Raw genomic sequence first — 22,529 nt, 5'->3', positions numbered from 1 at the left:
ATTACTATCCGCGACGGTGAATTCTGGACAGATTAGCATTGGAGAATGACATGCAGGAATCAAAGAACGTCATCAGAAATCTCATGGATTCCGTTCAAACATTTTCGTTGCGACGGAAGCGATTGCAGCCCGTTCGGCATCCGGGCGCCATTATTCAGTCCGAGTGGCTGAAGCCGCTAGGCCTGAGCGTCTTCGAATTCGCCACGATCTGGGAGATCAATCCGTATGTTCTCTATGAAATCATTGAAGGCGATCGACCGGTCGATATGATCGTCGCAGAAAAACTTCAGAATGCATTCAATATACCGATGTCATATTGGATGCAGGCCCAATATGATTATGACTACGTTTCCGGTAATGAAAAAAATAGGTGATAATCCGATATTAGGTGACGTGGCATATAAACATTATCCCATGTCGAATTCTATGCCGATTTGAATGGCAAAACGTTTACAGAGCCGGATTTCATCCTGCGGTGAAATCGTCATGAGCTCGGCCCGCAGATTCAATTGATTGCCCGAAACCAGACGTTCTACATGTCGGCTGAGGGCACAGATGTCTGTCGCTTATTCAGATGCATAACCGGCCAGGTGCTCGCATTACACAAGCCCGGCAAGCTAAGAATTCTCTCCGTTCTGTCGCCACAGCGCTCAGCTGCGAGCCGGAAATGCCGTCCCCGCCCGGACCAAACGCGCCAAGAGCTGACGTTGGCCCGACGCGTAGAAGCGGACACGCCGTCACCGATTTCAGGTTGCCTCATGCGCCTGAAACATGGGCCGCGATGACTGCCGCGATCTCGCCCGGATGCGTCGAGATCATGAAGTGGGAGGCCCCCTCAATCGCGCGCGTCCTGCCCCATCCGACGCTCTCGCCGATCAACGCATTGGCACGACGCACCGACGGATGACTTAGAGTACCGTAGCAAACGAGGACGGGAAGCTTCAGCTCGGCCAGGAATGCGCGGTTCAACGCGAGAGCGTAGGCGCTCTCCCAATCGCGCAGGTTCACAGGGGTCGTCGCGACTGCGTAAGCACGTACGCGCTCCGGCCAGGAGACCCAGGTACCACGACCACCATAGAAATCGATCATCGCGGCAATGGCACACTCGTCACCGTCCATGAATGATGCGCGGTACGCATCGGTCATCGTCCGGAACATGCGATAAAACTCGTCTTCTCCGCACGCGGGAAGAATGCTTGGCGCCGGTGCTTCCAGGATCGTCAGACTGGCGAGCGTCACCCTTCGCCGAAGGGCGACGGCCAGCCCTGTCAGACCGCCGAACGAGTGGCCCACGAGATGGATCTGTTGGCCCGCTCGCTCGATAACGCGTTCGACGGCTCCGGCAACGTGCCCGATGCTTGTGTCGTCCGCAGTGCGCCGTTCAGCGCTGCCCCCGTAGCCTGGCAGGCTCGTTGTGACGGTGCGGAAATGCCCGCCCAACGCCCTTACGACCGGTCGCCATGCGGCGCCGGTGCTGCAGGATCCCGGCACCAGAACGAGCGTCGGCCCTTCGCCCGCTTCGTCGTAATCGATTGCGCCAAGTGGGTCTTCGATCATTGGCGCTCGCAAGCATGAAATGCGCCACCGCCGCTAAGTGCCGAAATGGCGCGCAGATCGGCGGCGAGCCCAAGCAGCAGATGCAGGGACCATGATGCGATGGTCATCGAGACGAGGTATGTTGCATGCTCGCCGACAGATCGGCGGCGAGCCGCTCTCACATGGCGTCAGAGCAAGGCGCTCTTCAGGAGGCGCGCGCGGCCTTGACCCGACTGGATCAGAGAACTCGCGCCTGTCAGAGAACTCGCGCCTTATGGCGACCATTCGAGGTTGCCACGGCGGCGCCGCTGCAATCATGAGGAACGATGTTCAGGTTTTTCGATTCACTTGTTAATTCGACAGCATTACCCCCGGGCCAGCCTCCCAGCGGACTCCTATCGTTTTATTGGCATTTTGTTCGGCAGGCTAAGGGCCTGTTCGCCGCGCTGTTCCTGATCGGCTTCACGCTCGCCATCATCGAAGCGGTGGTGCCCTATCTGATCGGCCGCCTCGTCTCCGTGTTGTCCTCGGTCGCGCGCGAGCAGGTTTTCGAAACGGCCGGCCATCTGCTTCTGATCATGGCGGCGATCGTACTCGTCGTCCGGCCGCTAGGCACCATCCTGTTCCGCCTGCTTGTGAACCACTCGATTGCGGTCTCCTTCACGACGCTGATCCACTGGCAGAACTACTGGCATGTCGTTCGCCAGCCACTCGCCTTCTTCCAGGACGATTTCGCCGGACGACTGGCCAACCGGGTGATGCAGACAGCTCGGCCGCTGCGGGAAAGCATCGTCGCCTTCGTTCGAGCGGTCTGGCAGATTGTCGTCTTTGGCGCGACCGCGATTGGTCTTCTCGGCACGCAGGACCTTCGCCTGGCGGCGCCGATGATGGTCTGGTTCCTGTTCTACGGCGGGATCCTAGCCTACACGCTGCCGAAGGTGCAGGTCCGATCCCGCGAGACCTCGGAGACGCGCTCGGCGATCTCCGGAAAGGTCGTCGACACGTTCACCAACATGATGACGGTCAAGCTGTTCGGGCGCCGAGCCGAGGACGACGCGTATATTCGCGACGGATTCCTTCGCTTCCAAGCTGCTTTCGCGCACCAGCAGCAGCTCAACACCCTCTACGTGTTCTGCTTGATCAGCCTCAACGCGGTCCTTCTGGTCACGACCGGCGGTATCGGCGTCTGGCTTTTTTCCGAGGGGCGCGTCGATGCGGGGACGCTGACGACTGCTGTTCTCCTCACCACCCAGATCATCGCCATGTCAGGCTGGGTGGCGTTCGAAATCGCAGGGATATTCGAGAACATCGGCATCGTGCAGGAGGGCATGAAAACCATTGCCCAGCCACTCAGCCAGCTCGACAAGCCCGATGCGCATCCGCTCGAGGCCGGGCATGGCGAGATCCGGTTCGAGACCGTGCATTTTCACTACAGCCAGCCCCATCGCGTGGTCGACGGGCTGACTCTAACCATCGGCGCCGGTGAAAAAATCGGTCTCGTCGGGCGCTCGGGCGCGGGCAAGTCGACGCTCATCAATCTGCTGCTGCGCTTCTATGAGCCACAATCGGGCCGTATCCTGATCGACGGGCAGGATATTGCCCATGTCACCGAAGAATCTCTGCGCGCCCGTATCGCGGTGGTGGCTCAGGACTCTTCGCTTTTGCATCGCTCCATCGGCGAGAACATCCTCTATGCCCGCCAGGACGCCGATGAAGGTATGATGCGCGATGCTGCCCGAAAGGCGCAGGCAGATGCCTTCATTGACAAGCTGGTGGACGGCAAGGGACGCCACGGTTTCGAAGCCTTTGTCGGCGAGCGCGGCGTCAAGCTCTCCGGCGGGCAGCGCCAGCGCATCGCCATCGCCCGGGTGATCCTGAAGGACGCGCCCATCCTCCTGCTCGACGAGGCAACGTCGTCCCTCGACTCGCAGGTCGAGGCCGCGATCCAGGAAGCGCTGGCGGCGTTGATGCGTGGCAGAACGGTCATCGCCATCGCCCATCGGCTTTCCACGCTTCAGCTCATGGACCGCCTGGTGGTTATGGACGCTGGTCGGATCGTCGAACAGGGGACACATGCGGACCTGCTCGCCGCCGGCGGGCTCTATGCCGACCTTTGGGCGCATCAGTCCGGCGGCTTTATCGTGCCGCAACGTCCTCAGGCTTCTCGGAAGCCGTAAACCTCCTTGCGGCGCACGCAGCGCCGCCGGCGCCGAAACGGCGGGCTGCGTTGGCGGGTCCTGCATGGCGCCGCGCGCGACGACCGAAGCGAACCATCCGGCAAGGGATACTGCAGTTGAGCGCCGTCTGGCCGGCAAAGATCAGCGGGGCGCCCTCGGTCATCGAAAGCGCGGTCGCGTAAGGCATATGCGTATGGAAGGCGACCCTGGCGCGCGGGATGGCCTTGTGGATACGGGCGTGGATGTAGAAGGCTGTCGCCTCGGGCTGGCCTTCGCCGGCAATGACATTGCCATGGAAATCGCAGATCAGCAGCTTCGAGGCTACCTGCTGGGATCGCTCACCATTCTCTTCGTCGCCTATCTCTCGGTGGCATTTCCGTTGATGTATAGAGCCTTCGTCGGGTCGCTTCAGCACGTCAACATCGATGTCGAGAATGCGGCGCGTGTCTTCGGCATGTCCAGGACACGAGCGTTCATGGAAACCACCATGCGGCGGTCAGTCGCGGCCGTCAGTCTTAAGCAGAGTTGTCGGCCGGCAAGCTTTCGCATCACGGAACGTAGGTGGGTCCCAAATTGTCGCCACCGAAGGGCGCATTGCCTTTCCCGTCCGCTTCCAGCCGCCTTTCGATTGCCGACATAGCCGCCATAGAGCGGCACGAGACGGCCCCGCTTTGAGCTAACGGTCACATAAATGAGCGCAAGCCCAGCGATCAGGCCCCGTCTTACCGTCTTCGGCGAGGGCAACAGTGCCGTTAAACCCGATGCGGCTGCGTCGCGGTTAATCGTTTGCTAAAAATCGCTATTGCGTTCGTCAAACTGGGAAGATAGCTTTTCCTTGCGGTAGCTTTTACTTTGAGGGACTGGGTCTCTTTAGCCTGTGCAGTTAGGGCATTCAGCCGATTTGAATCGGGCGCATTCATAATGTGTGCGCCTACGCTTCGCTGGTTCTGTAAGATGCCCGTCTGACGGTTGCCGACTTCCACATTCGTTTCGATTCTATTCAAGACGCGGCCTGCGGCGACGCTGGTGACGCCGAAATGTGTGGTCTGCGATTGTCTCGCGCTCATGGCGACGACCATCCTTCGATCGGTGAGGTAGGTTATGAGTGGCACGATCTTCCAGGCCGCGACGGAGGTTAACTTCGGCGAGCGGGACGGACGTATCACGGCCACGTTCCTGCGAACCGGCGATCTCAGTTCGCCCGTCAACGTCACCTACGATGTGACTTCGGAATCCGCGGCGCAAGGAGCCGACTTCATCGGCTCATCGGGCGTCGTCAGGTTCGAGGCGGGGCAGGATCGCGTCACCGTCCCCTTCGATCTCGTCAATGACGCACTCAACGAAGCGACCGAGACGTTCATCGTCTCTTTGGTCAGTCTGGACAGCGGGACGCTCGGCGTGCCCCGGACGTTGCGGATCAATATCCTGGACGACGAGAACCCGGTTCTGCCGCCGGTCAATCCGCCGCTCATCTCGGACTACCAGGTCGTCGTCGAGCCCGTCATCCGGAATCTGGACCAGCCGCTCAACTTCGAATTCTCGCCGATAAACCCAAACATCGTCTACGTGGCCGAGAAGGGTGGGCTTATCCGCACCTTCAATACGCAGACCGGGGCGGATCTGGGCGCGTTCATCGACCTCCGAGGTCAGGTCAACGAATTCAACGACCGTGGGCTGCTGGACATCGCGCTCCACCCTGATTTCGCGAACAACCCTTACCTCTATGCGTTCTACGTGGTGGATCCGCCCGGCGTCGGCGCGGACTACCCCGGAAACCGCTTTGCCCATGTGGTCCGCTTCACGGCCGATGCCGATGAGGGTTACCTGCGGGTCGTTCCCGGCAGCGGCGTCGTCATTGCCGGTGCGACGGGGCAGACGCGCGCCGACATCAACGGCAGCGGCAACCAGGATTTCTCGGATCCGGCCTTCGCTTCGCTGCCCTCATCGGAAAGGTACCTCAACCCGAACGCGTCCCAACCCCCGCTGGTCGTCGGCGGCATCAAGCAGGACTACATCAAGGTCGATTCGATGACCCATGCCGGCGGGTCGCTCGCTTTCGGGCCCGACGGGAAACTCTATATCTCGATCGGAGACGGCGCCTCGCCCAACTACGCCGACCCGCGCGCACCGGACGTCCAGAACCTCAACAGCCTGTCCGGCAAGATCCTGCGGGTCGATCCGCTGACCGGCGACGGATTGACCGACAACCCGTTCTACCAACCGGGCCAGAACCTCGACTCCAACATTTCGAAGGTTTTTCAATACGGATTGCGAAACCCGTTCTCGATCGCGTTCGACCCCGTCGGGCGGCTTTTCATCACGGATACCGGCTGGAACGCCTATGAGGAGATCAACTCCGCCGGCCCCGGCGCCAATTTCGGATGGCCCTGGTTCGAGGGCCGCGAAGGCGGGGTGCTGAGTCAGACCAGTGGCTATAATGCATTGCCGAATGCAGCGGCGTTCTATGCAGGCGTGAACAACGGCTCGATCCTTGTGGTTCCGCCCTATGCGAGCTTCGGGCATGCGGGAGCCGTCCCAGGCTTCCAGAATCAGGCCATCACCGGAGGTTCGCTCGTCTATTCGGGCAACCGTTATCCGACCGAATTTCAGGGCGACTATTTTTTCACGAACTTTCCCTTCGGCCATGTCTTTACGATCGATTCAAACAATCGCCAAGATGTCAAGTATCTCTATACTTCGAGTTCGGCATTCGCGCCCGTGCATTTTGTCCAGGGGCCGGATGGATACGTCTATTATGCAGATCTGGGCGAGCGCGAGGAAGCGGGGGCAACGACCGGCGGGATCGGGCGGCTTCAGATCTTTTCCGCAGATGGGCCAAGAGTCAGTGTCGCCGGGACACCGGCCTCGGTCACCGAAGGCACCAGTCCCAGCGCAACCATCACCTTCAGCCTGAACGAGATCCAGGCGAGCGATGTGCTCGTTACCTACTCGACCCTCAATGGCAGCGCGGTTGCCGGCTCCGACTTCACCGGCGTGAGCGACGCCACGATCATCATCCCGGCCGGCCAGACCAGCGTTTCGACCACGATCGCCATCCTCAACGACACCGCCTTTGAGTCCCTCGAGACGTTTTCCGTGGCACTCGCCAGTGCGAGGCTCAACGGCGCTGCCATCGCTGTCGGGGCACCTGCGACAGTCTCCATCCTCGACAACGAACCGATCCCGACCGGGACCAATCTTCTCGTCAATGGATCGCTCGAGGCGTCGAGCGTCGGGGTCAACGGCTATGGCGCGTTCCAGACCATTCCGGGCTGGACTGCGCTGACCGGCGGCACGATCGAGTTGTGGAACGCCCATAACGGCGTGGTCGCAAGCAGCGGCACCAACTTCGCCGAACTCGACTTCGACTATGGTTACGATGGCTTTACGCAGAGCGTGCAGACCGTCGCGGGTCAAGCTTACGCGCTGACCTTCGATCTTCGAGCCCGGCCGAACGTTGCCTCCACGACGCAAGGCGTCGAGATCGTCTGGAACGACGTGGTCGTGGCGACCACCACGCCCGGCACTGCCTGGGCCCCCTTCACCGTGGCCCTGACCGGCACCGGCCAGGACCGCCTCACCATTCGCGAGGTCGCCAGTGAGGGAACCGACGGCTTTGGTGCGTTGCTCGACAACTTCCGGCTTGTCTCCAGCGGCGGCCCTCCGGTTCCCGTCGTTCCGCAGGTCTCGGTCGCGGCCGTGCCGGCTTCCGTTACAGAGGGCACCAATCCGAGCGCGACCCTGACCTTCAGCCTGAATACCGCCCAGGCCAGAGACGTGATCGTGACCTACTCGACGGTGAACGGCACGGCCGTCGCGGGCTCCGACTTCACCGCTGCCACCAACGCCACGATCACCATCCCGGCCGGCCAAACCAGCATCTCGACCACCCTCGCGATCCTGAACGACACCATCTTCGAGCCGAGCGAGAGCTTTACGGTCGCACTAGGCGGCGCCACCCTGAACGGCGCGGCCATCGCCACGGGCGGTCCGGCGACGGTGACGATCCTCGACAACGATCCCGCTCCGGTCGTGCCGCAGGTCTCGGTTGCGGCGGTACCGGCCACGGTTACCGAAGGCACGAGCGCTAGCACCACCGTCACATTCAGTCTGAACACTGCCCAGGCCAACGATGTGATCGTGACTTATTCGACGGTGAACGGAACCGCAGTCGCGGGCTCCGATTTCACCGCTGCCACCAGCGCCACGATCACGATCCCCGCAGGACAGACCAGCGTCTCGACCACGCTTGCCATCCTCAACGACACAAGCTTCGAAGCGAGTGAGAGCTTCACGGTAGCGCTCGCAAGCGCTACGCTGAACGGCGCTCCAATCACCATCGGCGGGCCTGCGCCGGTGACGATTCTCGACAATGACAGCCTTCCGACCGGGACCAACCTGCTCGTCAACGGCTCGCTGGAGATGGCCAGCGTCGGGGCCAACAATTACGGCGCGTTCCAGGCGATCCCGGGCTGGACGGCCATCGCGGGCGGGGGTTCGATCGAGCTCTGGAACGCCCATAACGGCGTCGTCGCCACAGACGGCACCACCTTCGCAGAGCTCGACTACAACTGGCTGCGCGACGGCTTCGGACAGAGCGTGCAGACCGTCGCGGGCCAGGCCTACAATCTGAGCTTCGACCTGCGGAGCCGGCCGGGCGTCTCGACCACGACGCAAGGGGTCGAGATCGTCTGGAACGACGTCGTCGTGGCGACCACGACGCCCGGCGCAGCATGGGCGGTGTTCAACGTCGCCCTGACCGGAACCGGCGGCCAGGATCGTCTCGCCATCCGCGAGGTCGCAAGCCAGGGCGGCGACGGTTTCGGCGCGCTGCTCGACAACTTCAAGCTTGTGACCAGCGGTGGCCCCCCGGTTCCGCCCGCTCCGCAGGTCTCGGTCGCGGCCGTGCCGGCTTCGGTGACAGAAGGCACCAGTCCGAACACCACCCTGACCTTCAGCCTGAATTCGGCCCAGGCCAGCGATGTGGTTGTGACCTACTCGACGGTGAACGGGACCGCGATCGCCGGATCGGATTTCGCTGGCGCCACCAGCGCCACGATCACGATCCCGGCCGGGCAGACCAGCGTCTCGACGACGATCGCGATCCTGAACGACACCACCTTTGAGCCGAGCGAAAGCTTCTCCGTCGCGCTCGGTGGCGCCACGCTGAACGGCGCGGCCATCGCCACGGGCGGCCCGGCGACGGTGACGATCCTCGACAACGATCCCGCTCCGGTCGTGCCGCAGGTCTCGGTCGCGGCCGCGCCGGCCACGGTCACCGAGGGAACGAGCCCAAGTGCGACCATCACCTTCAGTCTGAACACCGCTCAGGCCAACGATGTGATCGTGACCTACTCGACCGTCAACGGCACGGCCATTGCCGGATCCGACTTTACCGGCGCCACCAGTGCCACGATCACCATCCCCGCAGGACAGACCAGCGTCTCGACCGCCCTCGCCATCCTCAACGACACAAGCTTCGAAGCGAGCGAGAGCTTCACGGTAGCGCTCGCAAGCGCTACGCTGAACGGCGCTCCAATCACCGTCGGCGGGCCTGCGACGGTGGCGATTCTCGACAATGACAGCCTTCCGACAGGAACGAATCTCCTCGTCAACGGCTCGCTGGAGATGGCGAGTGTCGGGGCCAACAATTACGGTGCGTTCCAGTCGATTCCGGGCTGGACCGCAATCGCGGGTGGAGGCTCGATCGAGCTTTGGAACGCCCATAACGGGGTCGTCGCCACTGATGGTACGACCTTCGCCGAGCTCGACTACAACTGGCTGCGCGACGGCTTCGGCCAGAGCGTACAGACGGTCGGCGGCCAGGCCTATAATCTGAGCTTCGACCTGCGCTCCCGGCCGGGCGTCTCGACCACGACGCAAGGGGTCGAGATCGTCTGGAACGACGTCGTCGTGGCGACCACGACGCCCGGCGCAGCATGGGCGGTGTTCAACGTCGCCCTGACCGGAACCGGCGGCCAGGATCGTCTCGCCATCCGCGAGGTCGCAAGCCAGGGCGGCGACAGTTTCGGCGCGCTGCTCGACAACTTCCGGCTTGTCTCCAGCGGCGGCCCTCCGGTTCCCGTCGTTCCGCAGGTCTCGGTCGCGGCCGTGCCGGCTTCCGTTACAGAGGGCACCAATCCGAGCGCGACCCTGACCTTCAGCCTGAATTCGGCCCAGGCCAGCGACGTGATCGTGACCTACTCGACGGTGAACGGAACCGCAGTTGCGGGCTCCGATTTCACAGGCGCCACCAGCGCCACAGTCACCATACCGGCCGGCCAAACCAGCGTCTCGACGACGCTCGCGATCCTGAACGACACCATCTTCGAGCCGAGCGAGAGCTTCTCTGTCGCGCTCGGAGGCGCTACCCTGAACGGCGCAGCCATCGCAACCGGCGGTCCAGACACCGTCACCATCCTCGACAACGATCCGGCTCCGGTCGTGCCGCAGGTCTCGGCCGCGGCCGCGCCGGCCACGGTTACGGAAGGCACCAATCCCAGCACCACCCTGACCTTCACCCTGAACACGGCCCAGGCCGGCGACGTGGTCGTGACCTACTCGACGGTGAACGGAACCGCAGTCGCGGGCTCCGACTTCACCGGCGCCACCGGCGCCACGATCACGATACCCGCCGGCCAAACCAGCATCTCGACGACACTCGCGATCCTGAACGACACCACGTTCGAGCCGAGCGAGAGCTTCACCGTCACGCTCGGCGGCGCTACGCTGAACGGCACCCCAATCGCAATCGGCGGTACCGCGGCCGTCACCATCCTGGACAACGATCCCCTTCCGACCGGCACCAACCTGCTCGTCAACGGCTCGCTGGAGATGGCCAGCGTCGGGGCCAACAATTACGGAGCCTTCCAGTCGATCCCGGGCTGGACCGCAATCGCCGGCGGAGGCTCGATCGAGTTGTGGAACGCCCATAACGGGGTCGTCGCCACAGACGGCACCACCTTCGCCGAGCTCGACTACAACTGGCTGCGCGACGGCTTCGGACAGAGCGTGCAGACCGTCGCGGGCCAGGCCTACAATCTGAGCTTCGACCTGCGGAGCCGGCCGGGCGTCTCGACCACGACGCAAGGGGTCGAGATCGTCTGGAACGACGTCGTCGTCGCGACCACGACGCCGGGCGCCGCCTGGGCGGTCTTCAACGTCGCCCTGACCGGAACCGGCGGCCAGGACCGCCTCGCCATCCGTGAGATCGCAAGCCAGGGCGGCGACGGTTTCGGCGCGCTGCTCGACAACTTCAAGCTTGTCGCCCCCGCGCCACCCTCCGTTCAGTCGTTCAGTGCTCTGACCGTGTCGGATGTCTTCGAATTCGCCCCCGCCGATCCGGCCGACAGCATGATCGTCGCCTCCAGGTTCGGCGAAGATCTGCCGCAGACCGCAGAGGTGAATTTCGACAGCGGGTTCATACCCGACACGATTGCGAATGAGCCCGACGCAAAAATCGCCGCAGATCCGACAGCGCTCGACCCGACATGGCCCGCCGACAGCAGCGACGAGGCCGATCCAAACGCGATCTGGAGACCGGACGGGACGTCGCAGCTGCGCCCCGAGGACTTCTGGATCCAGCCGACCTTCTAGACACAGAATTTCATCATCGTTGCGTCGAGTTGATCATTTCCCATGCCGCGCCGCGCCGCCACCGCTTCCGCCGCCTCGATCGTCGCCACGGCACTCGCCTCCTGCCGGGGCGCCTTCGTGGCTGTCGGCGTGTTCTCCGGCCTGATCAACCTGCTGATGCTGTCCGGCTCGCTCTATATGCTGCAGGTCTATGACCGGGTCCTGAGCTCGCGCAGCGTGCCGACGCTGATAGGGCTCTCGCTGCTGTTGCTCGCGGCCTTTGCGCTGCAGGGCTTTCTCGAGGCCATCAGGCTTCGGCTCCTGTCGCGCATCGGGGCACGCTTCAACGAGCAGGTTTCGCCTGCCGCCTTCGCCGCGGCGCAGAAGCTGCCCTTGATGGGAGGGCGCCCCGAACAGGCGATGCAGCCGATCCGCGATCTCGACCAGATCCGCGCCTTCCTGGCCTCGCTGGGGCCGACGGCCTTCTTCGACATGCCGTGGATGCCGCTGTTCTTCGCCGGATGCTTCCTGCTCCATCCCTGGCTGGGCTGGCTCGCGGTCGGTGGTGGCCTTGTCGTGGTCCTCCTGAGTGTCGTCACCGAGCGCAGCAGCCGCGCCGCGATGAAGGCGCAGGCGGCCAGCTCGGTCGCGCGCCACGCTATCGCCGAGGCGAGCCGGCGCAATGCCGAGGCCCTGACCGCCATGGGCATGGCGGAGGCCTTTGAGCGCAAATGGCGGCAGGCCGACCGACACCATGTCCAGAACTGGCTGGCGGGGGCCGACGCGACAAGTGGCATCGGCTCCCTCGCAAAAGTGCTCCGGATGGCACTGCAATCGGCGGTGCTCGGGCTGGGCGCCTATCTCTCGCTGCGGGGCGAGATTTCGGGCGGAGCCATGATCGCCGCCTCGATCATGGCCTCGCGCGCACTCGCGCCGATCGAGGTCGCGATCGCGCATTGGAGGGGCTTCGCGGCGGCCCGCCAGGGCAAGGCGCGGCTAAAGCAGGTGCTCGACTCTTCCGCCTTCCTGTCGCTGCCACGAACGGAGCTGCCCAGACCTGAACGTGGCCTCTCTGCCGAAGCGCTTGTCGTCGCCGCGCCCGGCCGCCAGATGCCCATCCTGCACGGTGTCTCGCTCCAGCTGGAGGCCGGCCAGGGCGTCGGCATCATCGGGCCCAGCGCGTCGGGCAAGTCGACGCTGGTGCGCACCCTCGTCGGTGCCTGGCATCCGCTCAAGGGCGAGGTCAGGCTCGACGGCGCGGCGCTCAGTCAATGGGAGCCGCGAGCGCTCGGCCACCATATCGGCTATCTTCCGCAGGACATCGAGCTGTTCGATGGCAGTGTCGCCGACAATATCGCGCGCTTCCAGCCGGACGTCTCGGACGACACCATCGTCGCCGCGGCGAAGGCGGCCGGCGCTCATGATTTGATCGTCAAGCTCGAGAACGGATACGAGACGATGATCGGCGAGGGCGGCGCGGCGCTGTCGGGCGGCCAGCGCCAGCGCATCGGGCTGGCACGCGCGCTTTATGGCGACCCCTTTCTGGTCGTCCTCGACGAACCCAATTCCAACCTGGACCATGACGGCGACGAGGCGCTGACGATGGCGATCAGGAGCGTGCGCAGCCGCGGCGGCATCGTCGTCGTCGTGACGCATCGCCAGACCGCGATCGCCGGCGTCGATCACATCGCGATGATGGCCGATGGCCGCATCACTGCTTTCGGATCCAAGGAGGAGATCCTGCAGAAGGTGTTGCGCCAGGGTGGTCTGCCGGGGATCCAGCGCCAGGCCGTGGCATCATGACGAAAAAGCCGGACCTCATCGACGACGAACCCGCGTTCGGACGGACCCTCGTTCGATTGACACTGGCGGGTTGTGCGGGCGTCTTCATCTTCGCCGGCACCATCGGTGTCTGGGCGGTCGCGGCGACCTTGTCGGGCGCCGTCGTCGCGCCGGGCCAGTTCGTCGTCGACGGCAACGTCAAGAAGGTCCAGCACCAGACCGGCGGCATCGTCGGCGAATTGAAGGTCCGTGACGGCGACCGGGTCGAACAGGATCAGGTTCTCATCCGGCTCGACGACACGGTCACGCGTGCCAATTTGCAGGTCGTGGTCAACCAGCTCGATGAGTTCGCGGCCAGGCGACCGCGCCTCCAGGCCGAACGCGATCGCAGGGACGAGATCATCATCGCGCCCGCGCTGGCGCGTCGTCTCGCCGAGCCGGACATCGCCGAACTCGTCTCATCCGAGCAGGCGCTGTTTTCGGCGCGGCGTGCCGCGCGGGACGGCCAGAAGGCCCAGCTCGCCAAGCGCATCGGCCAGCTCAGGGACGAGATCGCCGGCCTCACGGCACAGCAGGCGGCACGCGACCGCCAGGCCGTGCTGATCGAGGAGGAACTGCTCGGCGTGCGCGACCTCTACGCCCGCAACCTCGTCGCCCTGACTCGCAAGAGCGCGCTCGAACGCGAAGCGGCGAGTCTGGACGGACATAAGGGCCAATTGATCGCGGCCCTGGCTCAGGCGCAGGGAAAGATCGCGGAGACCGAGCTCCAGATCATCCAGATCGACGATGCGCTGCGCGAAGAGGTGGCGAAGGAACTTCGCGAAGTCCAGGGCAAGACGGCCGAGCTGATCGAGCGCAAGGTCGCGGCCGAAGACCAGCTCAAGCGCATCGAAATCCGCGCCCCTAGCGCCGGCTTCGTGCATCAGCTCGCCGTTCACACGGTCGGCGGCGTGATCACGCCGGCCGAACCCGCCATGCTGATCGTGCCCGCCGAGGACGACTTCCAGATCGAGGCGCGGATCAATCCTCCCGACATCGATCAGATCGGGCTCGGCCAACACGCCCAGATCCGCATCCACGCCTTCAACCAGCGCACAACGCCCGAGCTGGCGGGCACCGTCACGCGCATCTCGGCCGACACCAGCCGCGACCCGCAGACGGCGGCGACCTTCTACACCATCCGCGTCTCGGTCCCGGCGGAAGAACGCGCCCGTCTCGCGCCGAACCGCATCGCGGCCGGCATGCAGGCCGAGATCTTCGTCAGAACCGAGGACCGCACCCCGCTCGAATTCGTCATCAAGCCGCTCAAGGACCAGATCGCCAAGGCGTTTCGGGAAAGATGACCCAAGAACGGCAATTTGCTGGAGCATTTGGCGTTCAGGTTGAGTGTTATCCGGCGTCTACCAGGTAGCTTCGCCATTCGGTTCATAAGATGCCACGACGTTGTGTTGCTCATCTGACTTAGGTGCCATTGCAGTGGATCTGCGTCGAAATGGCTGTACCGATCGTCGTTTTGACGTCAGCATGTCCGAGGGGGCGTCCTGCTATCGTGAGACCCATGCCGGCTGCGGCGCCATGGCTCGCGTACGTGTGACGCAAGTCGTGATACGCACGCCGCTCAGATCAGCTGTTCTCTTAACGAGCGCCCAAGGGCTCTTGAGGTCGCTACGCGCCTACGCTGGAACATCGCCTGCGGATCATCATTGCCTTGGCCGGTGGAAGGGCGGACTCGCCTTTACGGATCGATGAGTTTAAATAAGAACAAATAGCGAACATTGGTCTTGTCCACATGCCCTCGAACAACAAGCTCCTGGCCGATCTGCGATGCAGCCTTGCCGAGGCTGCGCTGCGCTCCGGGCGTGCCGTTGGGGCGCAGGTGACGTTTGGCGCCTCGGTTCTCGACATGCCGCTCGGCGGCGGCATCGCGCGCGCTGCTCTGCATGAGGTTTATGCGGGAGGTACGCCCGACCTTGCCGCCGCGACCGGGTTTTCCGTGGGGCTGGGGATCAGGGCCGCTCAGAACCGCCCGATCCTGTGGGTCAGGCAGGATTTTCTCGATGCCGAGACGGGGCGCCTGCATCCGCCCGGGCTTATCGGACTCGGTCTCGATCCCTCCCGCATCCTGCTGGTGCGCGCGCGAGATGCGGCGGGCGTGCTGCGAGCCGGAGCCGAGGCTGCGCGTTGTTCGGCGCTGGGGGCGGTGCTGATCGAGCTTTGGGGCGAGCCGCGTCTGCTCGATCTGACAGCCAGCCGCCGGCTGGCGCTGGCGGCTGAGGCCTCCGGCGTTACGACGGTGCTGCTGAGGGCTTCATCCGGACGGCAGGCCAGCGCCGCCAACACCCGCTGGCAAGTTGCGGCCCTGCCATCGCGGGCCCTGGAGGCCAATGCACCGGGCGATCCGGCTTTCAAAATCAGGCTGCTGCGCCATCGCGGCGGCGTCAGTGAGCGTGAGTGGCGTGTGGAGTGGTGCCGTGACCGACAATCCTTCCAGGAGCAACCCGCCTTTCCCGAAAGAGCCGCAAGCCCGAAGAGACCTGCCCATGTCCCGCCGTTATCTGGCTTTGTGGTTTCCTTTCCTGCCGACCGACCGGCTGAAGAGGCAATGCGGAGCAATGGGCTCCGTCAGGCCGGGTGAGGCACCGCGAGTCGTGGTCGAGACTCAAAACAACGCATTGCGCCTCGTCGATTGCGACGCGAACGCCGTTCGGCTGGGTCTTGCGCGCGGATTGACGCTGGCCGATGCGCGCGCCCGAATTCCCGATCTCGTCGCGGTCGATGCGGACCGCCACGCCGATCAGCGCCTGATCGATCGGCTTGCAGCTTTCTGCGACCGTTTCACGCCGCTGGTCGCGCTCGATCCGCCTCACGGCCTAGTGCTCGACATCACCGGATGCGCCCATCTCTTCGGTGGTGAGGCGCCTCTGTTGGCGTTGATCGCCGGGTATCTGCGCCGGGGTGGCCTCGCTCATCGAGCCGCCATCATGAGCACGCCCGAGGCTGCCCACGCGCTCTCGCGATTCGGAGCGGGCGGCATCGTTCCCGTAGTCGAGGATGAGACCGTGATCCGTCCACTGCCGGCCGCTGCGCTGGAGATCAGCGCAGAGACTGTCATCGCCTTGTCCCGCGCCGGGCTGAAAACCGTGGGCGATCTGGCCGATCGTCCGTCGAGCGCGCTGTCGGCCCGCTTCGGCGAGGATCTGGCGGTCCGGCTCCGGCGGACGCTGGGCCGGGAGGATGCGCGCATCACGCCGCTGCGACCGCCGCCGGCCTGCATGGTCGAGCGGCATTTCACCGAGCCGCTGCTGGATATGGCGGGGCTGGAGGAGGTCGTGGTGCGGCTGATCACGGATGCCGGCCGCGTACTTGAACAGCGCGGCGAAGGCGGGCGGGCCTTCGAGTTCAGCTTTTTCCGCAGCGATGGCGCAGTTCGGCGGCTCAAGGTCGAGACGGGCCGGCCGTCGCGGGACGCAAAAGCCTTGTTGCGGATCTATCGCGAGCGCATCGAGACGTTGTCGGACCCGCTCGACCCCGGTTTCGGCTTCGACGCCATCCGCCTCGGCGTCCCGATCTGCGAACCCTTGAACACCCATCAGCCGAGCCTCGATGGCCATGCCGTGGAGGACGACGCGGTCGCCGATCTGGTCGACCGGCTGGTTGCCCGGTTCGGCCGCGACCGTGTGCTGCACTTCGTTGCGCAGGACAGCCACGATCCACGCCGCGAGGCAAAGGCTGTCCCGGTCGCTGCGCCGCTTGCTGCCAGGATCGCCTGGCCTGCGCCGGAGCCGAGCGGACCACCCTCGCGCCCGCTCCAGCTGTTCGAGCCACCGCAGCCGATCGAAACCCTGGCGCAGGTGCCCGATGGCCCGCCGCTGCGCTTTCGTTGGAGGCGCGTTTTGCACGAGATCGCCCGCGCCGAAGGTCCCGAGCGGATCGCGCCGGAATGGTGGCGCGATGGCCCTGCAGAGCCGACGCGCGATTATTACCGTGTCGAGGATGCGCTGGGCCGCCGGTTCTGGCTGTTCCGGGCGGGACTCTATGAGCGGGATGAAGGACCACCGCGCTGGTTCCTGCATGGGCTGTTCGCATGACGAGCTATGCCGAACTGGCAGCCGCGACCAATTTTTCCTTCCTGCGCGCCGCCTCGCCGGGGCCGAACCTGGTCCTGACGGCGCTGCTGCTCGGCCATGCTGGACTGGGCATCGCCGACCGCAACACGATGGCGGGTGTGGTCAGGGCCTGGAGCGCCCTGAAGGAGTTGCGCGAGCATGGCCTGCCCGCACCCGAAAAGATCCGCGAGGGCGGCAGCCCCGGCGAATATCTCTGGCTGGAGAACCCGGCCTTCGCCGATCTGCCCTTCACGCCCGAACATCTCAAGGCGATGGCGCAAGCCTTCAAACTCGTCACCGGCACCCGGTTGGTCTTTGCCGACGGCACGCCCGACATCGTCGTCTATCCGGCCAATCGGACGGGCTGGGGCCGGCTTTGCAGCCTGCTCAGCCATGGCAACCTCAAGCCAGGGGTGAAGAAGGGCGAATGCCGTCTCATCCTCGACGATCTGCTTACCGACGCGCGTGATCTCCTGCTCGTTCTGATGCCGGCGCGCAGCCTCGACGACCTGCCGGCGCTTCTTGCCCGGCTCGACGAGGCCGCTCCCGGCGCTATCTGGCTCGGGGCCGCCATGCATCGACGCGGCGACGATCGCCGCCGCCTTGCGCGCCTGAAGGCGATCGCGGCCGCGACCCGCACGCCGCTGCTGGCGACCAACGACGTTCTCTATGATGCGCCCGAACAGCGCGACCTTCAGGATCTGCTGACCTGCATCCGCGAGGGCACGACCATCGATCGGGCCGGCCGCCTTCTCGAGGCCAATGCCGAGCGCCATCTCAAGACGTCACAGGAAATGGCCAGGCTTTTTCACGATGCGCCAGAGGCGATCGAGGAAACCGGCCATCTGCTCGGCCGGATCGATTTTGATCTTGGCGAACTGACCTACGAATACCCCGACGAGCCGGTGCCGCCCGGCTGGGAAGCTCAAAGCTGGCTCGAGGAACTGGTCAGGCGTCGCGGCGAAATCCGCTATCCGCTGGGTGTGCCAGACGAGGTGCGGAGTCTGCTCGACAAGGAACTCGCGCTGATCGCCAAGCTCAACTATGCGCGCTATTTCCTGACCATTCGTCAGATCGTCGAATTCGCCGACAGCCGTGGCATTCTTTGCCAAGGGCGCGGCTCGGCGGCCAACTCCGCCGTCTGCTATGTGCTCGGCATCACGGCGGTCGACCCCGCCGAGGGAAATCTGCTGTTCGAGCGCTTCCTCTCCGAGGAGCGCCGCGAGCCGCCCGATATCGACGTCGATTTCGAGCATGAGCGGCGCGAGGAGGTGATCCAGTGGATCTACGAAAAATATAAGCGCCATCGGGCCGGCATCGCCGCAACCGTGATCCGCTACCGGCCGCGCAGCGCCATCCGCGACATCGGCAAGGCGCTGGGGCTGACCGAGGATGTCACAGCGCGGATCGCCTCGACGCAATGGGGCAGTTGGGGCACCGGGATCGGTGATGCTCATATCCGTCAGGCCGGGCTCGATCCGGCAAATCCGACGATCCGCCGCGCCGTCGATTTCGCCATCCGCCTGCTCGGCTTCCCCCGCCACCTTTCGCAGCATGTCGGCGGGTTCGTGCTGGCGCGTAACCGGCTCGACGAGATGGTCCCGATCGGCAATGCCGCGATGGCCGACCGTACCTTCATCGAATGGGACAAGGACGACATCGACGCGCTCCAACTGATGAAGGTCGACGTGCTGGCGCTGGGCATGCTGACCTGCATCCGAAAGGCCTTCGACCTGCTGCGCGAGCATGAGGGCAAGGATCTTGGGCTGGCCGATATCGGGGCCGATGACGGGCCGACCTACGACATGCTCTGCGAGGGCAAGTCGCTCGGCGTCTTCCAGGTCGAGAGCCGGGCGCAGATGAACATGCTGCCCAGGCTAAGGCCGCGCATCTTCTACGATCTCGTCATCCAGGTCGCCATTGTCAGGCCGGGGCCGATCCAGGGCGACATGGTGCATCCTTATCTGCGGCGCCGGGCCGGGTTGGAGGAGGTCAGCTATCCTGCGCCATTGCCCGATCAGGGTCCTGCCAACGAACTATTCGAAGTCCTGAACAAGACCAAGGGCGTGCCGCTTTTCCAGGAGCAGGCGATGAAGCTCGCCATGGTCGCGGCGAAATTCACCGACATCGAGGCCAACGGCCTGCGCAAGGCGATGGCGACCTTTCGCAATGACGGCACCATCGGCAATTACGAGCACCTGATGGTCGAGCGCATGGTCACGCGCGGCTATGAACGCGCCTTCGCCCAGCGTTGTTTCGACCAGATCAAGGGGTTCGGCAGCTACGGCTTTCCCGAGAGCCACGCCGCCTCCTTCGCCAAGCTGGTCTACATCTCGTCCTGGCTGAAGAAGCACCATCCGGCGGCCTTCGCCTGCGCGCTGCTGAACTCGCAGCCGATGGGATTTTACGCGCCGGCGCAGATCGTGCGGGAGGCGGGTGAGAATGGCGGCGTGGAGGCGCGCGCAATCGACGTAAATGCCAGCGATTGGGACAATGCGCTGGAGCGCGACGTGCAAGGAGCGCTCGCCCTTCGCCTCGGCTTTCGCCAGATCGAGGGTTTCACCGAGGAATGGGCCACCCGCCTCTCCAATGCGCGCCAGGCCGGCTATGCCGATGTCGAAGGCCTTGCCCGGCGTGCCGGTCTTCCGGCACGCGCCATGCGCCTGCTGGCCGATGCCGATGCGTTCCGCTCGATCGGCATGGATCGGCGTGAGGCGCTCTGGGCCGTGCGGCGCCTGCCGGATGATGAAGCCCTGCCGCTCTTTGCCGTGGCGCAGGCGCGTGAACTCGGAGAGGAGCCGGACATGAGGCTGCCGGCCATGGCGCTGGCCGAGCATGTCGTCGCCGACTACCAGACGGCGCGCTTGTCCCTGAAAGGCCATCCCATGGGCCTGCTACGGCCGCGCTTCAGACGGGAAGGCATTCTCAGCAGCCAGGAAACCGAGGCGAAGGCGGATGCCGCTTTCGTGCGAACCGCAGGCATCGTGCTGGTGCGCCAGCGCCCCGGCAACGGCAAGGCGATCTTCGTCACGCTGGAGGACGAGACCGGCGTCACCAATGTCGTGCTCTGGGCACGCCTGTTCGAGCGCTACCGGCGCGAAGTCATGGGCGCACGCCTGCTGCTCGTCGAAGGCAGGGTTCAGAAAAGCCCCGAAGGCGTGACACATCTGATGGCGCAGCGCGTCCTCGACCGAACCGCCGATCTCCTGAGCCTATCCGACACGCACCGCGCCGAGATTGCGATGACCCGGGCCGACGAAATTCAAAATCCGCCAATCCCACGCCAACGCCACCCGCGCAATGTCCAGATCATGCCGAAGTCGCGGGATTTTCATTGAGCACTGACCAGAGCTTGTGGGCCGACGGACGCGCGATCTATGCAAGCTTTGCTGGCGCCTCGCAGCGTCGTCTCGATGTGATCGGCAAGGGTTGCTTCACCGAGGCCGCCGGCGCTCGGCTGTGCCGAGAACGAAGCCAGAATAACGGTGATGGAGGGCAGTCGTCGACGCAAGCGCTTGGTCGCATAACGCATGTGGGCCACGCTTTCCCTGTTCAAATAACAGAGACAGACCAAAGCAGGCTCGGACTGAACAAGCGCCGACAACTTCGTGGTCGACAAGGTGTCGGGGGGTAGCGCGCGCGCCGACAGGCCATGCTTTCCCAGGATCTGGACCAACATCAACGCCGCCGCTTCGTCGAGGCTGGACTGCGCGGCGATCACGACAATTCGTCCTTCGCCGCGGAAAGCTTCGTCGATCTGATCTCCCGCCAGGATAGGCAAATCGGCGGTCCCATCCGCCTCGTTTGTCTCGTCCACCGCTGCTCCCGCTTCCGCATCCGTGGTCACTTCGCCGGAGCTGGGTTTCAGATCATCGTGATCGGAAAGATCGTCCAACACTTCGCGAACCGTATCCAGGATCTGCGACTGGCGCCCCAGATCGAGAACACCACGAGACACGTCCGCCGCCGCCAGTCGCAGGCCCTCCAGCGCGACCTCGTCATAATAGGCCGAGAGAGAGCGCTCCTTGAGGACCTCTTCGGCTTTGTCGGCGGCCTCGGCAGGATCTCCAGCCAGGACACGCTGGTAGAATATCTCCGGCGCCGACAAGGGGGGCCGATCCCCCAGCAGCACATCCAGAAATTCCAGGCGGTCGACATGGCGGCCAAGCACGACGAGACAGACTGTCAAGGGCGTGGCCAGGACCAACCCGACCGGGCCCCACAGCCAGGTCCACAACGTTGCGGCGACGATGATAGCGACGGGCGACAGCCCCGTCGAGCGACCATAGACAAGAGGCTCGACGACATGCCCGGCAAGAGGTTCGGCGATCAGGAAGAGGCCGGCCGTCCAGGCCAGCATGGTCCATCCAGGATCCACGGCGGCGGCGATCACCATCGGAAAAATCGCCGAGAGAACGGCGCCCAAATAGGGCACGAATCTCAGGATCGCAGCGAGGATGCCCCAAAGAAGCGCGCTGGGAACGCCGATAAGCCACAGACCTGTGCCGATGAGTACTCCAAAGCCGGAATTCAACAACAACTGGGTCAGAAATAGTCGGCTCAGGCGCTTTCCAGCGTCGTCGAACGCCGCAGTGGTTTTCTGCAGGTCATATGTACCCGTCAACCGGATGAAGCGGTTTCGAAGATCCTCGCGCTTGAGCAGGATGAACACGACGAAGATCAGAACGAGACCCGTCGTGGTCAGCGGTTGAATGAGAGGCGTCAGAAAGGCGCGCAAGGTCTCGAGCGCGCCGGGGCGAGGTTGGTGAACCTCGACGGGGATCGGTCTGTTTTCCGGGGCCGCTGACGGCAGCTGTGCTGGCGCGGCGTTTGGCCTGTCGAGCTCCTTGCTGAGGTCCTGAAGTACATCGGCCGCACGCGAGAGCACGCCTGCTCCAGGGCCGGCGCCCCTCAGGGAGGCGATCTTCTCCCGTATGGTATTCTGATAGATCGGCAGGTCTCCGACCAATTGGGTCGCCTGGCTGGCCATGGCCATCGCCAGGCCGACGATGATCGCAAAAGCACACAGCACCACGCTGATCACCGCGATCGATCGCGGCAAACGAAGCTTTTGTAGAAGTTTAACGAGAGGGGCGAGGACAAAACTGAACAGAATCGCCAACGCTACCGGGACGAAGACCTCGCGCCCCACGTAAAGCGTCGCGATGATCAACACACCCATTGCCACGCTCTCGAGCCCAGCTGAACCTTCAGCCGCTGGACGACGTTGTGGCGAAGCAAGTGTCATTTCGGAGCCTAGCGAGCGAGTGTTGTTTGCCACGATGCCTGCATGTGTCTGTCAGCGGCCCACGCTGCTGCGGCTTTTAAAGGCGAAACGGCGTACTTTGTTCCT

General features: G+C 64.1%; 11 protein-coding genes and 1 pseudogene. 8 read left to right on the top strand and 4 right to left on the bottom strand.

The window, feature by feature from the left end:
- Positions 1-50 precede the first annotated feature (50 nt).
- The gene (locus tag AXW83_RS20970) at positions 51-374 is read left to right on the top strand and encodes a HigA family addiction module antitoxin (protein ID WP_066616819.1); all 324 of its coding nucleotides are present in this window, start codon (positions 51-53) and stop codon (positions 372-374) included.
- A gap of 382 nt (positions 375-756) precedes the next feature.
- Here the strand turns inward: AXW83_RS20970 and AXW83_RS20965 are convergent, their stop codons facing one another.
- Positions 757-1,557 carry an alpha/beta fold hydrolase gene (locus tag AXW83_RS20965; RefSeq protein ID WP_066616816.1) on the bottom strand — a complete coding sequence of 267 codons (801 nt, stop codon included), beginning with the start codon at positions 1,555-1,557 and terminating at the stop codon, positions 757-759.
- Between the two features lie 305 nt (positions 1,558-1,862).
- Here AXW83_RS20965 and AXW83_RS20960 point away from each other — a divergent pair, with 305 nt between their 5' ends.
- Positions 1,863-3,713, top strand: a complete 1,851-nt coding sequence (locus AXW83_RS20960; protein ID WP_066616807.1) for an ABC transporter ATP-binding protein — start codon at positions 1,863-1,865, stop codon at positions 3,711-3,713.
- A 118-nt stretch (positions 3,714-3,831) separates the two neighbouring features.
- Here the strand turns inward: AXW83_RS20960 and AXW83_RS26740 are convergent.
- Positions 3,832-4,035 (bottom strand): annotated as a pseudogene (locus AXW83_RS26740) (class II aldolase/adducin family protein); the annotation flags it as partial.
- Positions 4,036-4,465: 430 nt separating this feature from the next.
- Positions 4,466-4,792: a hypothetical protein gene (locus AXW83_RS27265; RefSeq protein WP_156640255.1), complete on the bottom strand. Its 327-nt coding sequence runs from the start codon at positions 4,790-4,792 to the stop codon at positions 4,466-4,468.
- A 22-nt stretch (positions 4,793-4,814) separates the two neighbouring features.
- Here AXW83_RS27265 and AXW83_RS20950 point away from each other — a divergent pair, with 22 nt between their 5' ends.
- From AXW83_RS20950 to AXW83_RS20925, 6 genes are all read left to right on the top strand, one after another.
- Positions 4,815-11,309: a Calx-beta domain-containing protein gene (locus AXW83_RS20950; protein ID WP_066616801.1), complete on the top strand. Its 6,495-nt coding sequence runs from the start codon at positions 4,815-4,817 to the stop codon at positions 11,307-11,309.
- A 42-nt stretch (positions 11,310-11,351) separates the two neighbouring features.
- Positions 11,352-13,091 (top strand): type I secretion system permease/ATPase, encoded by a 1,740-nt coding sequence (locus AXW83_RS20945; RefSeq protein ID WP_066616787.1) that lies wholly within the window; start codon positions 11,352-11,354, stop codon positions 13,089-13,091.
- Positions 13,088-14,413 (top strand): HlyD family type I secretion periplasmic adaptor subunit, encoded by a 1,326-nt coding sequence (locus AXW83_RS20940; protein ID WP_066616773.1) that lies wholly within the window; start codon positions 13,088-13,090, stop codon positions 14,411-14,413. The genes AXW83_RS20945 and AXW83_RS20940 overlap by 4 nt, the downstream gene beginning before the upstream one ends.
- A 446-nt stretch (positions 14,414-14,859) precedes the next feature.
- Positions 14,860-15,705, top strand: a complete 846-nt coding sequence (locus tag AXW83_RS20935; protein WP_066616771.1) for an ImuA family protein — start codon at positions 14,860-14,862, stop codon at positions 15,703-15,705.
- A gap of 13 nt (positions 15,706-15,718) precedes the next feature.
- Complete coding sequence (locus AXW83_RS20930) at positions 15,719-17,158, top strand: Y-family DNA polymerase (protein ID WP_335339325.1); 1,440 nt, start codon at positions 15,719-15,721, stop codon at positions 17,156-17,158.
- The gene (locus tag AXW83_RS20925) at positions 17,155-20,514 is read left to right on the top strand and encodes an error-prone DNA polymerase (RefSeq protein WP_066616766.1); all 3,360 of its coding nucleotides are present in this window, start codon (positions 17,155-17,157) and stop codon (positions 20,512-20,514) included. The genes AXW83_RS20930 and AXW83_RS20925 overlap by 4 nt, the downstream gene beginning before the upstream one ends.
- Here the strand turns inward: AXW83_RS20925 and AXW83_RS20920 are convergent.
- Positions 20,508-22,358, bottom strand: coding sequence for an AI-2E family transporter (locus AXW83_RS20920; protein WP_236841731.1), 1,851 nt, complete (start codon positions 22,356-22,358; stop codon positions 20,508-20,510). The two genes, AXW83_RS20925 and AXW83_RS20920, sit on opposite strands and share 7 nt — an antisense overlap.
- Positions 22,359-22,529 lie beyond the last annotated feature (171 nt).

This window comes from Bosea sp. PAMC 26642 (genome assembly GCF_001562255.1).
Classification (GTDB): Bacteria; Pseudomonadota; Alphaproteobacteria; order Rhizobiales; family Beijerinckiaceae; genus Allobosea.
Note: the sequence above shows the minus strand (reverse complement) of the source record. Positions and strands in the feature narration are given on the sequence as shown.

Coding starts and splice junctions, on each gene's coding strand:
- AXW83_RS20970 (WP_066616819.1), top strand. CDS start 51: ATGCAGGAATCAAAGAACGTCATCAGAAATCTCATGGATTCCGTTCAA.
- AXW83_RS20965 (WP_066616816.1), bottom strand. CDS start 1,557: ATGATCGAAGACCCACTTGGCGCAATCGATTACGACGAAGCGGGCGAA.
- AXW83_RS20960 (WP_066616807.1), top strand. CDS start 1,863: ATGTTCAGGTTTTTCGATTCACTTGTTAATTCGACAGCATTACCCCCG.
- AXW83_RS27265 (WP_156640255.1), bottom strand. CDS start 4,792: ATGGTCGTCGCCATGAGCGCGAGACAATCGCAGACCACACATTTCGGC.
- AXW83_RS20950 (WP_066616801.1), top strand. CDS start 4,815: ATGAGTGGCACGATCTTCCAGGCCGCGACGGAGGTTAACTTCGGCGAG.
- AXW83_RS20945 (WP_066616787.1), top strand. CDS start 11,352: ATGCCGCGCCGCGCCGCCACCGCTTCCGCCGCCTCGATCGTCGCCACG.
- AXW83_RS20940 (WP_066616773.1), top strand. CDS start 13,088: ATGACGAAAAAGCCGGACCTCATCGACGACGAACCCGCGTTCGGACGG.
- AXW83_RS20935 (WP_066616771.1), top strand. CDS start 14,860: ATGCCCTCGAACAACAAGCTCCTGGCCGATCTGCGATGCAGCCTTGCC.
- AXW83_RS20925 (WP_066616766.1), top strand. CDS start 17,155: ATGACGAGCTATGCCGAACTGGCAGCCGCGACCAATTTTTCCTTCCTG.
- AXW83_RS20920 (WP_236841731.1), bottom strand. CDS start 22,358: ATGGGTGTGTTGATCATCGCGACGCTTTACGTGGGGCGCGAGGTCTTC.